This window comes from Paenibacillus sp. FSL H8-0034 (assembly GCF_038000305.1).
Lineage (GTDB): Bacteria > Bacillota > Bacilli > Paenibacillales > NBRC-103111 > Paenibacillus_S.
Window position 1 is genome coordinate 813,039 of the sequence record NZ_JBBOBS010000001.1, and the last position, 13,691, is coordinate 826,729.

The following is a 13,691-nucleotide window of genomic DNA, read 5'->3' on the forward strand; positions in this document are numbered from 1 at the left end:
TTTCGGATCTAGTTTTCAGGGTGCAAACCTTGAATAGTTTGGTGATGATGGCGGAGGGGAACCACGCGTTCCCATCTCGAACACGACCGTTAAGCCCTCCAGCGCCAATGGTACTTGAACCGCAGGGTTCTGGGAGAGTAGGACGTCGCCAAGCTTAATATTCCCTGATAGCTCAGTTGGTAGAGCACTCGACTGTTAATCGAGTTGTCACAGGTTCGAGTCCTGTTCGGGGAGCCACTTGCTTCCATAGCTCAGTCGGTAGAGTGCATCCATGGTAAGGATGAGGTCACCGGTTCGATTCCGGTTGGAAGCTCCAGTGTAAGGCCCGTTGGTCAAGTGGTTAAGACACCTCCCTTTCACGGAGGTAACAGGGGTTCGAGTCCCCTACGGGTCACCATATTTTAATTTCATAATATTGGACGCGTAATTCAGCCTTGAGGTTCGGTATTCTATCAGAGAGCCCATTGGTTCAATCACACGGTTCACTAAGCCGCTGTAGCTCAACTGGTAGAGCAACTGACTTGTAATCAGTAGGTTGGGGGTTCAAGTCCTCTCGGCGGCACCAGTTTTAACTTCGATTATTGGGGATTAGCCAAGCGGTAAGGCAACGGACTTTGACTCCGTCATCCCTAGGTTCGAATCCTAGATCCCCAGCCATAGTATGAGACATTAGCTCAGTTGGTAGAGCACCTGACTTTTAATCAGGGTGTCGTAGGTTCGAATCCTACATGTCTCACCATTAACACAATGCGCGCGTATGGCGGAATTGGCAGACGCACTAGACTTAGGATCTAGCGGGCGACCGTGGGGGTTCAAGTCCCTCTACGCGCAGTATTTTGCGGAAGTGGCTCAGCGGTAGAGCATCGCCTTGCCAAGGCGAGGGTCGCGGGTTCGATTCCCGTCTTCCGCTCCATTAATAACTTGATAGGCGCCCTTAGCTCAGCTGGATAGAGCGTTTGACTACGAATCAAAAGGCCGGGAGTTCGAATCTCTCAGGGCGCGCCATTTAGTTTATTAGCTCACAATTTGATATTCAAGCTTATGAAGTTAGCTGAGTTAAGCAGCCTCATATACCATCGGGACGTAGCTCAGCTTGGTAGAGCACCTGGTTTGGGACCAGGGGGTCGCATGTTCAAATCGTGTCGTCCCGACCATTATTTTTTAAATGCTTTTGAGATTTACGTAAGCGGGTGTAGTTCAATGGTAGAACTTCAGCCTTCCAAGCTGATAGCAGGGGTTCGATTCCCCTTACCCGCTCCATATTCAATCACAACAAGACCCAACGGGTCTTTTTTTATTTTCTCTATAAATAAACTATATATCAGCGTACTGTTGTGTTAAAATACTCATTATGGTCTAAGACATTACAAAGAAAATTGCTATGTGAAGCAAGCCTCAGGAGGGGAACCATGTCGGATTCAAACAGTTCGATCAACAAAAATACTGCGAATAACCTACTGCGTAGAGATGTTCGATTTCTCGGACATATTTTAGGTGAAGTGCTGGTTCATCAAGGCGGCAATGAGTTACTGGTCATTGTAGAGAATATTAGAGAAATGAGTAAAAATCTGCGTGCTCAATACTCCACGGAGATGTATGACGAATTTAAAGAAACGATCACGTCACTGGCACCGGAAAAGAGACATCAGGTGATCCGGGCTTTTGCGATTTATTTTCAACTGATTAATATTGCTGAGCAGAATCACCGTATTCGCAGAAAACGTGACTATGAACGTTCGGCTGGCGAAAATGTACAGCCTGGTTCTATTGAAGATGTAGTACGCGATCTCAAAAACCAACAGATTAACGCAGTCGAAGTACAGGAAATGCTGCAAGGTATTTCGTTGGAACTGGTTATGACGGCACATCCTACAGAAGCAACACGACGTGCCGTATTGGATATTCATCAACGCATCGCCAATCAAGTGATGGAATTGGACAACCCTAATTTGACCTTCCGGGAACGGGAGCAGCTTCGTGATAAGCTCATGGGTGAGGTTATTACTCTATGGCAGACGGACGAGCTGAGAGATCGTAAGCCAACGGTTATCGATGAGGTGCACAATGGATTGTACTACTTCGATGAAACGTTGTTTGACGTGCTTCCAGAGGTGTATCAGGAGCTGGAACGTTGTCTGCAAATTTATTACCCTGAACAATCCTGGCATGCGCCTATCTATATGAAATTCGGTTCATGGATTGGTGGAGATCGTGATGGCAATCCGTCGGTAACTTCCAAAGTTACATGGGAAACACTTACGCTTCACCGCAAGCTGGCCCTTCAAAAATACGATGAGCTGTTGAATGAATTCACCACGCATTTAAGCTTTAGCAAAAATATTGTAGAGGTTACTCAGGAATTGCTCGATTCGATTCAGGTGGATCGTGAGCATCTGGATCTGCGCAATCATGAAGTATGGCGCAATGAAAAAGAACCTTATCGCATCAAAATTGTCTACATGCTCCAAAAAATCCGTAATGCTGCCGATTCATCCATTAATAGTTTGCAAAAATACAATTCACCTGTTGAATTTCTTGCGGATTTAAAAATTATTGATCGCAGCTTGCGTAATCATTTTGCCGATTTCATTGCCGATGATTATGTCGTTAAATTGATTCGTCAGGTTGAATTGTTTGGCTTCCACTTGGCTTCATTGGATATTAGGCAGCACAGTAAAGAGCACGAAGCAGCTATGACAGAAATCTTAGCAAAAATGAGCATTTGTCCGGATTATTCGGCACTCGCTGAGGAAGATAAGATCAAGCTGCTGAGTGGTTTATTAACGGAACCAAGACCGATTACTACACCATACATGGACTATTCAGAATCAACTCAGGAATGTTTGAATGTATACCGCGTTGTGAAGCAAGCACAGCAGGAGTTTGGTTTGAACTGTGTGTCCAGCTATTTGATCAGTATGGCAGAGGCTGCCAGTGATTTGCTGGAGGTACTTGTGTTCGGTAAAGAAGCTGGCTTATACCGTCAGGAAGCCGATGGTTCTGTGACATGCACGCTGCAGTCCGTACCCCTGTTTGAAACGATTGATGATTTGCATGCTGCGCCTGATATTATGAGGACGTTGTACCAAATCCCGGCATATCGGAACAGCTTGGTTAGCACGAATCACTTGCAGGAAATCATGCTGGGCTATTCCGACAGCAATAAAGACGGCGGTGTGATTACAGCAAACTGGGAGCTGAGAGTGGCACTGCGCTCGATTACAGAGGCCGCGTCTGAAAATGGCGTGAAGCTGAAGTTTTTCCATGGCCGCGGCGGAGCGCTCGGACGTGGAGGAATGCCATTGAACCGCAGCATTTTGGCACAACCAGCCGATACGATTGGTGGAGGCATTAAGATAACGGAGCAAGGAGAGGTATTATCCTCCCGTTATTCGATGAAGGGCATAGCTTATCGCAGCTTGGAGCAAGCAACCTCAGCATTGCTCATAGCGGCGCTGAATGCTCGGAATCCACAGATTGAAGAGTCTGAGGAGCAGTGGGAAACGATTATGCGCGATATTTCGGAAAAGGCGCAAACGAAGTATCAGGACTTGATTTTCCGTGACCCGGATTTCCTGACCTTCTTTAAAGAGTCTACACCACTTCCGGAGCTTGGAGAGCTTAATATTGGCTCTCGTCCATCGAAGCGTAAAAATAGTGATCGATTCGAAGATCTTCGCGCCATTCCTTGGGTATTTGCCTGGACACAAAGCCGTTACCTGCTTCCAGCTTGGTATGCAGCCGGTACGGGTCTCTACAGCTTCTACCAAGGTAAAGAAGAAAACCTGACGATTATGAAAGATATGTACGAAAATTGGTCGTTCTTCCGTTCCTTGATTGATAATCTGCAAATGGCAATGGCCAAAGCAGATTTGTTGATCGCGAAGGAGTACGGCAGTATGATCAAGGATGCTGCTATCGCAGAGCGTATTTTTAATGAAATCAAGGAAGAATACGAAAAGACGTCTGATTTGATTTTGAAGATTAGCGGCCAGCAAGAAATTTTGGATAATGTGCCGGTCATTCAAGAATCAATCCGACTTCGTAACCCTTACGTAGATCCGTTAAGCTATTTACAGGTTCAGCTCGTAACAGAGCTAAGGGCGGAAAGAGAACGTGATGAGGATGATACGCTGCTCATACGCGAAGTATTGTTAACGATTAATGGTATCGCTGCAGGACTAAGGAATACTGGCTGATCAACGTTTAGTCGGGATAACGATAGGATAAGCAGCAGGCAAGACATAACAAACATCATTTATCGTCTGCTCATTGTAGAGTCAGGTAGCCTGAGATTGAGCTGCCTGGCTTTTTTTTAAGTCGTGTTGGATGCTTTTCAGGTAAACGTAAGGAGGATTGAGGCTTGAATTCAAGATGGTTTGCGATTGTGCTGGTCATCGTAGGAGCTTCAAGCTACGGACTTTTGTCTCCGCTAATTAAAATGGCATACCAAGACGGTTGGAACGAGTTTCAGATTACAGCGAGTCAAATGACGGCAGGTGCGGCTTTATTATGGCTGCTCGTGCTGCTTCAGCGACAAGCATGGGGAAATCCATTCAAGGGTCCATGGATCAAGCTGTCGTTAGTCGGTATGTTTGGTTTAACCGCTTCAACACTTCTCTATAACACAGCTCTGTCGGAAATGGATGCGACGGTTGCCATCGTCCTATTGTTTCAGTTTACCTGGATAACGATCGTGATGGATTCGATAGCCAATCGCAAATGGCCGGAACGTAATCAGTGGTTAGCCGTAATTATGATTATGTTAGGGACGTTATGTGCTGTGGAGGCTTTCGAGGCAGATTGGAGCCGATTCACTTATTTGGGCATTATTTGCGGGATTGGGGCCGCAATGACTTACGGCTTCTTTCTATTCATGGCTGGCAGGATGGAGACACATCTGCACCCTTTTATGAAATCGGCTGTTATGATTACCGGTTCACTACCTTTATTGTATCTGATTTATCCGCCGGTAGTTTTTTTTCAAGCTGGAGGAGGGGCACTGCTATTATGGGGAGTAGGACTCGGCGGATTGGGTCAAGCGCTGCCTACGATCGCATTTATGGTAGGAATACCACGGATCGGTAGTACCTTGGCAGCGATGCTTGGAGCTATGGAATTACCTGTCGGTATTGTGGCTTCATTGTTCTTTTTGAATGAAGCTGTACATGGTGTACAATGGTTTGGTATGCTCTTAATATTGACAGGAATTGTAGTAGCCGAGAAACGCAAAGTGTCCTGAAGATTCCGGAATCAAGCGCATGAACGATGTAGGTTGTGGATCGGAAGTTTGGAGGAATGTCGGTTGGAGCAGATGGATGTGAGGCTCGCCAAATTAGCTCGTAAGGGAGACAGAGCTGCTTTTGCCGAGCTGGTGGAGCTATATAAGGATAAAATTTTCCATCTTGCCTACAGAATGCTGCATAGCAGACATGAGGCAGAGGAAATTGTGCAGGAAACATTCCTTAGGGTGTTTACCAACCTCGACAGGTATGATGAGTTTCAGAAGTTTTCGACATGGATTTATAGGATCGGAACGAATCTTTGTATCGATCGTCTCCGCAAACGTAAAGCCACTTACTCCCTGGATGCGGAAATGAAGGATGGTGAAGGTACCGATTGGTATTCAACGCTGCCCAGTCTTGAGGATACACCTGATGAGCAGGTTGTCTTATCCGAAACGCAAACGGAAATTCGTAAATCAATAGATTCTTTGCCGGAGAAATACAAATCGGTTGTGATTTTGCGGTATTTGCAGGATTTGTCTCTTCAGGAGATCAGTGATGTATTGTCCATGCCAGTGACTACAATCAAAACACGTCTACACCGGGGGCGGGAATTTTTGAGGAAAAAGTTGGAGCGGGTTTTGTAAACTTATTTTTGAAACATCTTGCGCGCATTTACGTATGTATTACACAGTAACTATGTAAACGGAAAGGAGTGGCTCGCTATGGATTGCAAGGAAGCCCTCCCTTTGATACATGAATATATGGACGGCAGTCTTAAGGGTTCGGAAGCTTTACAGCTTAAGGAGCACCTGCTGACCTGTCCAACCTGTAAGATGCGGCTCCAGCAGTTGGAGCGAGTCGAGGCTCTTATTCAGTCTTGGCCCCGCGTAGAGGCCTCTGCCGGACTAACGGAAAGGATCATGGCGGCTTTACCTCCGATGAAGCAAAGAAGCGTCTGGAGGCAGTGGATACGGAATCATCCAGGTATCTCTGTGGCTGCTGTATTCGTACTTGTGATGACGGGCAGCTTCATGTCCATGTGGAATGAGAACTCGGAGCTTATCGTAAAAGGTACGGATCTTCAATCCGTCGTCATCCAGGGCAACACCGTATATGTACCTGTCGGGAAAAAGGTTGCAGGCAATATTATGGTCGAAAACGGCAAGCTGCAGGTAGATGGAGATATTGAAGGGGATATTGTTGTTGTTCAAGGATCAGTCATTCTCGCTTCAACGGCTCATATATCGGGTCAAATTACACAAATAGATGAAGCTTTTGGCTGGTTATGGTTTAAAATGAACGGTTTGGCATCCAAGATATCACAGGTCAAATAGGACATATGGATCATTTCAAAAATCCTTCCTTAAAGATATCTTGAAAGGGAGGATTTTTCCTCATATTATGGTATGATTTAAGGATCATCAAAAAACATTCAAGAAACAATCAAGCCGCGTGTCGTTTGGGGGCAGATACGATGGACTATATAACAGCCATCAACATAAAAGATATTATAGATATACTCATTGTAAGCTACGTCATATATAAGCTGATTTTACTTGTACGTGGAACAAGGGCGATTCAACTATTAAAAGGGATCTTCGTCGTTGTTGTGACTTGGGCACTAAGTACCTGGTTCAAGCTGAGCACGCTTCAATGGATGATGAATCAGATGTTTACCTTCGGGGTACTGGCGGTCATTATCATATTTCAGCCGGAGCTGCGTCGTGCATTGGAGCAGTTGGGTCGGGGTGCGCTGTTCAGTCGGACACCTACAGAGACAGACAACGAGCTGAATAAGCGGGTCGGTGAGGTCATCAAGGCTGTAGATTATTTGGCTCGCCGTAAAATCGGGGCTATTATCGTGTTTGAACGGGAAACCGGTTTGAATGACTATATTGAGTCTGGAATTGCTATAGAGTCACATATCAGCTCGGAGCTGCTAATTAATATTTTCATACCGAATACTCCTTTGCATGATGGGGCGGTGCTCGTGCGCAATAATCGTTTGATGGCTGCGGGATGTTACCTGCCGCTGTCGGAGAATCCGTTTATAAGCAAAGAGCTCGGTACCCGACATCGGGCGGCGATTGGGATGAGTGAGGTATCGGACGCTGTATGTGTGATTGTATCGGAGGAAACCGGTCAAATTTCGTTGGCGCTTAATGGTCATATTATTCGTGATATTAAGGAAGAAGCCTTGCTTTCCAAGCTTTTTGAAGAGCTGAAAAACAAGAACAAGACCAAGGAAAAAAACTCCATTTGGAAATGGAGGTTATGGTAATATGGATCGGTGGCTGCGTAATACAAATGTAGTTAAAATTTTGGCGCTTGTTATCGGCATTTTATTATGGGCTGTGGTACATATGGAAGATAACACCTTGCCAGGAACGAGTAATAATGGGGTAAGGGAAGAACAAATTTCCAATGTAACGGTAACGCCTAAATACGATAGTAATCAATTTTATGTGCAAACGATGGACCCTGCCGAAGTTATTGTGACATTAAGCGGCAAGGAAGCGGCTTTAAAAAAGGCAATGCTCAGCAAATATTCGGTAGAGGTCGATTTGACGAATTTGGGTAAGGGTGAGCGGATTGTTCCTTTGACCCCCGTTGGTTTTCCAAGCGGTGTTACGGTGAGAGTCAGCCCTCCTAACGCGAAAGTCGTCATCGATGAGAAGTCGAATAAGCAGATGCCAGTAACGATTAATGTAACAGGTATGCCTGCTGTGGGCTTAAAGGCGGGGCAGCCTATTGTTAAACCGAATAAAGTGACGGTAACGCTCCCCAGTGGAAGCATAGATGCTGTAGAATCGGTCAGAGCCGAGGTGAATGTGGAGAAAGCACAATCGGCTGTGTCGAATAAAGCCAAGTTGGTCGCTTACGACAAGACAGGCAAAACAATGGAGTTAGCTACCATCAATCCGGCTGTTGTCGAAGTGGAGGTTCCGATTACAAGTCCATTTACGACGGTGCCCTTACAGCTGAAGCTGTCGGGTGAACCTCCCAAGGGATTCAGTGTTGCTTCTCTGGTGCAAAACGTAGATAAAGTAACGGTATTCGGGACACAGGATGTATTGAACCGCTTGGAGTTTTATGAGGGTCCTAATATTAATCTCGCTGACTTAAAGGAAGAAAAGGAATACACGTTGAATCTGGATATTCCGCTGCGGAATAAGGCGACTCAGCTGGACCCTGCCAAGGTAGAGGTGAAAATCAATATCGTAGCCTCCGCTACAAAAAACCTTGAGCAGGTACCTCTGTCCATCGTCGGTCAAAATGATGGGTTCGATACGAAGGTCATGCTTCCCGAAACGGGGAAAATTAATTTTATTGCTGAAGGCGCACCGGCGATACTGGATAAGGTGAAGGTGCAGGATGTTCAGGCCATTCTGGATGTGAGCAATATGCCACCTGGCCGCTATGAAATCCCTGTAAGCTGGAATCTGCCTACGTTTATTAAAAAGAGTACGCCGCAGGATTTTAAAGCTACAGTCGAGATCAGTGCCAAAAAATAACGAATGTTACGAAACGATAATTGAAGGAGACAGCAAATAAATGGGGAAATATTTCGGAACCGATGGTGTACGGGGGATTGCAAATCAGGAATTAACGGCTGAACTAGCCTATAAAATAGGCCGCTGCGGGGGTTATGTGCTGGCAGGGCAGGTTGACAAGCCCACAGTTATTATCGGGCGTGATACACGTATATCCGGCTCGATGCTGGAGGCTGCGTTGGTAGCGGGACTATTATCGATCGGCGCTAATGTCATACGTATTGGCATTGTATCGACACCGGGAATTGCCTATTTGACACGTAAGCTAAAAGCGGATGCAGGTGTGATGATTTCGGCATCACACAATCCGGTTGAGGATAATGGCATCAAGTTTTTTGGTGGGGATGGCTTTAAGCTGTCCGATGAAACCGAGCTTGAAATCGAACGGTTAATGGATGCGGAACAAGATGAATTGCCGCGGCCAACGGGTGCTAATCTCGGCACGGCTGTGGACGACGAACAGGCTAAATATGCGTATCTGGATTATGTGCAGGCGAGTGTTAAGTCCTCTTTTCAAGGCTATAAAATCGTGCTGGATTGTGCGCATGGAGCTGCCTATGAGCTTGCACCCAAAGTATTCGAGGCTTTGGGCGCTGAGGTCATTACTGTAGGCGCTGAGCCGAACGGATGCAATATAAATGATCATTGTGGGTCTACCCATCCAGAAGCCTTGCAAAAAGCAGTGCTGGAGCATGGCGCATTCATTGGCTTTGCTTTTGACGGGGATGCAGACCGCTTAATCGCGATTGATGAAACCGGTGAGGAAGTGGATGGGGATTATATTCTCAGCATTTGCGGGCATGCCTTGAATCAATCCGGGCAATTACAGCAAAGTACGATTGTGACGACGGTGATGAGCAATATCGGATTTTTTAAAGGCATTGAAGCGGTAGGTATGAAGGCTGCCAAAACGGCGGTAGGTGACCGTTATGTGATGGAGGAAATGCGTAAGAATGGCTATAACCTGGGTGGCGAACAATCTGGGCATGTGATTTTCCTTGACTATAACACCACCGGCGATGGTATTTTGACCGCATTGCAGTTGATGGATACTTTGGTGTTGTCCGGCAAAAAGCTAACGGAAATGAAGCAAATTATGCGTAAATATCCCCAAAAGCTCGTTAATGTCAGAGTAAAGGATAAGAGTAAGTGGCAGGGGAACCCCGTTATTGAGCAGGCGATCCTGAAAGTCGAGCAAGAGCTTGGCGATAATGGTCGTGTACTGGTGAGACCTTCGGGAACGGAATCGCTGATTCGTGTAATGGCTGAAGGACCGGATAAGATTCAGGTTGAGGCTTATGTAGACGATTTGGCAGCGATTATTGAAAAAGAGCTTTCCTAAAGTTTACTTGATCCCACAAGGTTTATAGGCTTGTGGATAAATACTTATGGAGAATGGGGTCGAAAGCCCTCTAATGCTTGCCATTAGAGGGCTTTTGTCGCTGAGATTGTCGGAATTTAAAAGAAAAATAGTGTTGCACTCTACGCATAAAATGAATAAGATGTTAATAAGCTTTTTATTCAGGAAGGAACAGGAGGATCGGGGTTACGTATCAATAGCGCCAGAACTTGTGAGGGTGTCATGGGAAGATAGCCAGGCAAATCAAGCGTTAAGAGACAGTCTGTTCAAAGAACAGATGTCGGGCTTGGAATGGATGGTGTCCCGCAGGCAGCCGCTTGCAAGTTGACGAGGTGAAGGTGTTCGGAATATTCGGCGGGGACCTTCCGGTAGCGGCTCTACCGTTAAGTTGGAATGCAAAGCACATGGGTGACTGTGTGTACAAGACTCCAGCATGACCGATGAACGTCATAACATCTACGGAATAATCCGTTTTTTTAAATATGCAGGAGGTTCTATCCCTATGTGTGGTATTGTTGGATACGTTGGTAAACGTAATTCTCAAAATATATTGATTGAAGGCTTGAAGAAATTAGAATATCGCGGTTACGATTCCGCAGGTGTGGCCGTATATACGCAGGATGGATTGCAAATCACTAAATCCAAGGGCAGATTGGCCAATTTGGAAGCTGTGCTTGATGGGGCACCATTAACCGGTTCAATTGGGATCGGTCATACGCGATGGGCAACACACGGTAAACCTTCCGATGTGAACTCCCATCCGCATACCGACAATTCGCGCAAATTTTCTGTGGTCCACAATGGGATCATCGAAAATTATATGACTTTAAAAGAAGAATTAATGGCCCAAGGCCATGTGTTCGTGTCTGAGACTGACACGGAAGTGATCTCCCATCTTATATCCAGTCTTTATGAAGGTGATATCGTCAAGGCAGTGCAAAAGGCGATTACCCGGATGACCGGTGCTTTTGCATTAGGTGTGTTGACGGAGTATGAGCCTGAGAAGCTGGTTGCAGTCCGTTTCTTCAGTCCTTTAATTATTGGTGTTGGTGAAGGTGAGAATTTCATTGGATCCGATATTCCGGCAATTCTTGATCACACGCGCAACGTATATATTTTGAACGATGGTGAAATGGCAGTTTTGACCTCAGAGGGTGTCGAATTAATGACGCTTGAGGGGAATTTTATTTCCCGGGAATTATTTCATGTCGATTGGGATATTATTACAGCTGAAAAAGCCGGATTTGATCATTTTATGCTAAAAGAAATTTATGAGCAGCCGAAGGCTTATCGCGATACAATGGGCAGCCGAATCGACCCAACGGGCAAGAAGGTTGTCATGAACGAATTAAAGATGACTAACGAGTACATCAAGTCCATTCAACAGGTTCATATCGTTGCTTGCGGTACGGCGTATCACGCAGGGATGGTCGGTAAAAGCATTATTGAAAAGCTGGCTCGTATTCCAGTGGAAACCGATGTAGCCTCGGAATATCGTTACCGCTCGCCGATTATCACACCTAACACACTCGTAGTGGTCGTCAGCCAGTCTGGAGAGACAGCAGATACTTTGGCCGCATTACGTGAAGCCAAACGCTGCGGTGCGCGTGTAGTAGCCGTTACGAATGTTGTGGGCAGCTCCGTAGCACGCGAGGCGGATGATGTGATCGTAACGTGGGCAGGGCCGGAAATTGCGGTAGCCTCTACAAAAGCATATACCTCGCAGCTTATCGCTTTTTATTTGTTCGGATTGTACCTGGCGCAAACGCTCGGAACACAGGATGAAGCTTATATCGCTGATGTTGTTGCAGAGCTAAAGCAGCTTCCAGAAAAGGTTGAGCAGATTTTGGAGCATGCTGAAGTGATCAAGGAATGCGCAGAGCAAATAGCTACACACAATAACCTGTTCTTCATTGGCCGCGGCATCGATTATGCGGTTGTTTTGGAAGGTTCGCTTAAGCTGAAGGAAATTTCATATATTCATTCCGAAGCTTACCCATCAGGTGAATTGAAGCATGGTACACTGGCTCTGATCGAAGAGGGTATTCCTGTTATCGCCTTGGCGACACAGCCGGATCTATTTGAGAAAACAGTGAGCAACATCAAGGAAGTTAAAGCACGCGGAGCGTATGTGTTCGGTATTCATACCGCAGGTGAGACAGAGCTTGGTAAAGCTGTGGATCAAATGTTGGAGATCCCGCAGACGATCCCGCTGCTTAGCCCGGCATTGTCTGTCATTCCATTGCAGTTGTTGGCTTACTACGCTTCGCTTGCACGTGGTAATGACGTCGATAAGCCAAGGAATTTGGCGAAGAGCGTTACGGTTGAATAAAGGAGGGGGGAAACCCCTTCTTTTTTTGTTCTGTGAAAATAAAGTTGTAGACTGATAAATAAAGTATTAGACTCAAGTGGTGACGCTCAAATAAGATATCTATTAATGTTAATTATAATGAAAGGACGATTGCTGAACGATGAACCGTTACACCAAGGAGACCGCCGGACAGTTGTTAAAGCAATTGAATCTGCCCGATGCTGTCATGCAAATTTTTGATAAAGGAGGAGAAGGTGTTCACCCTTTATTAACTGATTATCGCGATCCTTATTATATTTTTAGTTCATGGGAAACCATTCCTTACCTGGATATCGTACCGATCTGGGAAAAAGGTATCGTTTTAACTGCTTACGATAGGATACGCGAGGGATTCGTCCGATTCAGTCTTGAGGCTCCTGAGGAAGAATGGTTCCTCTATTCCCATTTTAACGGAATCGCCGCGGAAACGCTGATCGATATGCTGGAAGACGAGGATATAACTGAAGAAAAGCTGGACGAAATCGCCAAGCTTTTTGCTTTTCCCTATATGTGTTCTTTGCAGGAATCCTACCATGCCTCGAATCATCAAACGTATCAGGAACACAAACGCTGGACCAAGGAATTCATACTGGCCATTGGGGCATTGACGGTTAGAGGTAGCTGAAATGATTTGCTTAGGTTGCAGGGCAAACTTAGATTAACTAATAAGTTTTAGACTGAAAAGATAAAATGCAATAGCGGCCTCCCAAGACGTGAACATATAGTCCTAGACTAGCCGCTGTTCCTCATTCGAGATAAACTGATGCCTGTTTCAATCCCAAGTACTGATCGTGAGCGGTTAACAAAAGCCAAGGGCTTTGTCGGCTTTGCGACAGACTTCGTCACTTACGAAAAACAGAACAACGATATCGTTTCGGTATTGATCGGAAATGTGATCATTATGGAATCGTTTCAAACTGCAAGGAAATTACCAGTTTCCATTCAACGAAAATATCGAATCGTTTCGATATTGGGAGAACAGATTCAATTGGGTTCAGTTTGGACCGTCGGCGAGAATGCGGACTCTAAGAAAGGCTCCATAGGCTGCTGGAAGAGACGACATGTGCTGCAGGAAACATTAGATACAATTGAACGATATAAAACCAATCTTCAAGACGTTCAAAACCGAATCAAAATTGAGCAAAATAATGAGAAGCTTTGATACCCAAAAAGAAGAAAGATTGTCCATGATTTGGCCA

General features: G+C 45.6%; 11 protein-coding genes, 11 tRNA genes and 1 rRNA gene. All 23 read left to right on the forward strand.

Annotated features, from left to right (window positions below; translation table 11 throughout):
• The first annotated feature begins 37 nt into the window (after window positions 1-37).
• The 23 genes from rrf (at window position 38) to NST47_RS03910 (ending at window position 13,654) form a co-directional block, all read left to right on the forward strand.
• Window positions 38-154: ribosomal RNA gene (gene rrf / locus NST47_RS03800) — 5S ribosomal RNA — on the forward strand.
• 7 nt (window positions 155-161) lie between these two features.
• Window positions 162-237 (forward strand) — tRNA-Asn (locus NST47_RS03805).
• Between the two features lie 3 nt (window positions 238-240).
• Window positions 241-316, forward strand: a tRNA-Thr gene (locus NST47_RS03810).
• Window positions 317-322: 6 nt separating this feature from the next.
• Window positions 323-397, forward strand: a tRNA-Glu gene (locus NST47_RS03815).
• Window positions 398-489: 92 nt separating this feature from the next.
• Window positions 490-565, forward strand: a tRNA-Thr gene (locus tag NST47_RS03820).
• 17 nt (window positions 566-582) lie between these two features.
• Window positions 583-657 (forward strand) — tRNA-Gln (locus tag NST47_RS03825).
• 6 nt (window positions 658-663) lie between these two features.
• Window positions 664-739: transfer RNA gene (locus tag NST47_RS03830), tRNA-Lys, on the forward strand.
• A gap of 12 nt (window positions 740-751) precedes the next feature.
• Window positions 752-831: transfer RNA gene (locus tag NST47_RS03835), tRNA-Leu, on the forward strand.
• A gap of 7 nt (window positions 832-838) precedes the next feature.
• Window positions 839-913: transfer RNA gene (locus tag NST47_RS03840), tRNA-Gly, on the forward strand.
• 15 nt (window positions 914-928) lie between these two features.
• A tRNA-Arg gene (locus NST47_RS03845) sits at window positions 929-1,005 on the forward strand.
• A 72-nt stretch (window positions 1,006-1,077) separates the two neighbouring features.
• Window positions 1,078-1,154, forward strand: a tRNA-Pro gene (locus NST47_RS03850).
• Window positions 1,155-1,186: 32 nt separating this feature from the next.
• Window positions 1,187-1,260: transfer RNA gene (locus NST47_RS03855), tRNA-Gly, on the forward strand.
• Window positions 1,261-1,409: 149 nt separating this feature from the next.
• A complete protein-coding gene (ppc, locus tag NST47_RS03860) occupies window positions 1,410-4,199 on the forward strand; it encodes a phosphoenolpyruvate carboxylase (RefSeq protein ID WP_341153948.1) in 2,790 nt (929 codons plus the stop codon).
• 164 nt (window positions 4,200-4,363) lie between these two features.
• Window positions 4,364-5,242: a DMT family transporter gene (locus tag NST47_RS03865; protein WP_341153949.1), complete on the forward strand. Its 879-nt coding sequence runs from the start codon at window positions 4,364-4,366 to the stop codon at window positions 5,240-5,242.
• A gap of 63 nt (window positions 5,243-5,305) precedes the next feature.
• Window positions 5,306-5,872 (forward strand): RNA polymerase sigma factor SigW, encoded by a 567-nt coding sequence (gene sigW, locus NST47_RS03870; RefSeq protein WP_076238085.1) that lies wholly within the window; start codon window positions 5,306-5,308, stop codon window positions 5,870-5,872.
• Between the two features lie 78 nt (window positions 5,873-5,950).
• The gene (locus tag NST47_RS03875) at window positions 5,951-6,562 is read left to right on the forward strand and encodes a zf-HC2 domain-containing protein (RefSeq protein ID WP_341153950.1); all 612 of its coding nucleotides are present in this window, start codon (window positions 5,951-5,953) and stop codon (window positions 6,560-6,562) included.
• Window positions 6,563-6,702: 140 nt separating this feature from the next.
• Window positions 6,703-7,509 carry a diadenylate cyclase CdaA gene (cdaA, locus tag NST47_RS03880; protein WP_076238083.1) on the forward strand — a complete coding sequence of 269 codons (807 nt, stop codon included), beginning with the start codon at window positions 6,703-6,705 and terminating at the stop codon, window positions 7,507-7,509.
• Window position 7,510: 1 nt separating this feature from the next.
• A complete protein-coding gene (locus tag NST47_RS03885) occupies window positions 7,511-8,743 on the forward strand; it encodes a CdaR family protein (RefSeq protein ID WP_341153951.1) in 1,233 nt (410 codons plus the stop codon).
• A 40-nt stretch (window positions 8,744-8,783) separates the two neighbouring features.
• Window positions 8,784-10,124 (forward strand): phosphoglucosamine mutase, encoded by a 1,341-nt coding sequence (glmM, locus tag NST47_RS03890; RefSeq protein WP_341153952.1) that lies wholly within the window; start codon window positions 8,784-8,786, stop codon window positions 10,122-10,124.
• A gap of 151 nt (window positions 10,125-10,275) precedes the next feature.
• A complete protein-coding gene (locus NST47_RS03895) occupies window positions 10,276-10,470 on the forward strand; it encodes a hypothetical protein (RefSeq protein ID WP_341153953.1) in 195 nt (64 codons plus the stop codon).
• Window positions 10,471-10,644: 174 nt separating this feature from the next.
• Complete coding sequence (gene glmS / locus NST47_RS03900) at window positions 10,645-12,474, forward strand: glutamine--fructose-6-phosphate transaminase (isomerizing) (protein ID WP_341153954.1); 1,830 nt, start codon at window positions 10,645-10,647, stop codon at window positions 12,472-12,474.
• A gap of 139 nt (window positions 12,475-12,613) precedes the next feature.
• A complete protein-coding gene (locus tag NST47_RS03905; protein ID WP_341153955.1) occupies window positions 12,614-13,117 on the forward strand; it encodes a hypothetical protein in 504 nt (167 codons plus the stop codon).
• Window positions 13,118-13,255: 138 nt separating this feature from the next.
• Window positions 13,256-13,654, forward strand: a complete 399-nt coding sequence (locus NST47_RS03910; RefSeq protein ID WP_341153956.1) for a hypothetical protein — start codon at window positions 13,256-13,258, stop codon at window positions 13,652-13,654.
• Window positions 13,655-13,691 lie beyond the last annotated feature (37 nt).

Excerpts from the sequence above, each read along its gene's own strand:
- ppc (WP_341153948.1), top strand. The coding sequence starts at position 1,410 with ATGTCGGATTCAAACAGTTCGATCAACAAAAATACTGCGAATAACCTA.
- NST47_RS03875 (WP_341153950.1), top strand. The coding sequence starts at position 5,951 with ATGGATTGCAAGGAAGCCCTCCCTTTGATACATGAATATATGGACGGC.
- cdaA (WP_076238083.1), top strand. The coding sequence starts at position 6,703 with ATGGACTATATAACAGCCATCAACATAAAAGATATTATAGATATACTC.
- NST47_RS03885 (WP_341153951.1), top strand. The coding sequence starts at position 7,511 with ATGGATCGGTGGCTGCGTAATACAAATGTAGTTAAAATTTTGGCGCTT.
- glmM (WP_341153952.1), top strand. The coding sequence starts at position 8,784 with ATGGGGAAATATTTCGGAACCGATGGTGTACGGGGGATTGCAAATCAG.
- NST47_RS03895 (WP_341153953.1), top strand. The coding sequence starts at position 10,276 with ATGAATAAGATGTTAATAAGCTTTTTATTCAGGAAGGAACAGGAGGAT.
- glmS (WP_341153954.1), top strand. The coding sequence starts at position 10,645 with ATGTGTGGTATTGTTGGATACGTTGGTAAACGTAATTCTCAAAATATA.
- NST47_RS03905 (WP_341153955.1), top strand. The coding sequence starts at position 12,614 with ATGAACCGTTACACCAAGGAGACCGCCGGACAGTTGTTAAAGCAATTG.
- NST47_RS03910 (WP_341153956.1), top strand. The coding sequence starts at position 13,256 with ATGCCTGTTTCAATCCCAAGTACTGATCGTGAGCGGTTAACAAAAGCC.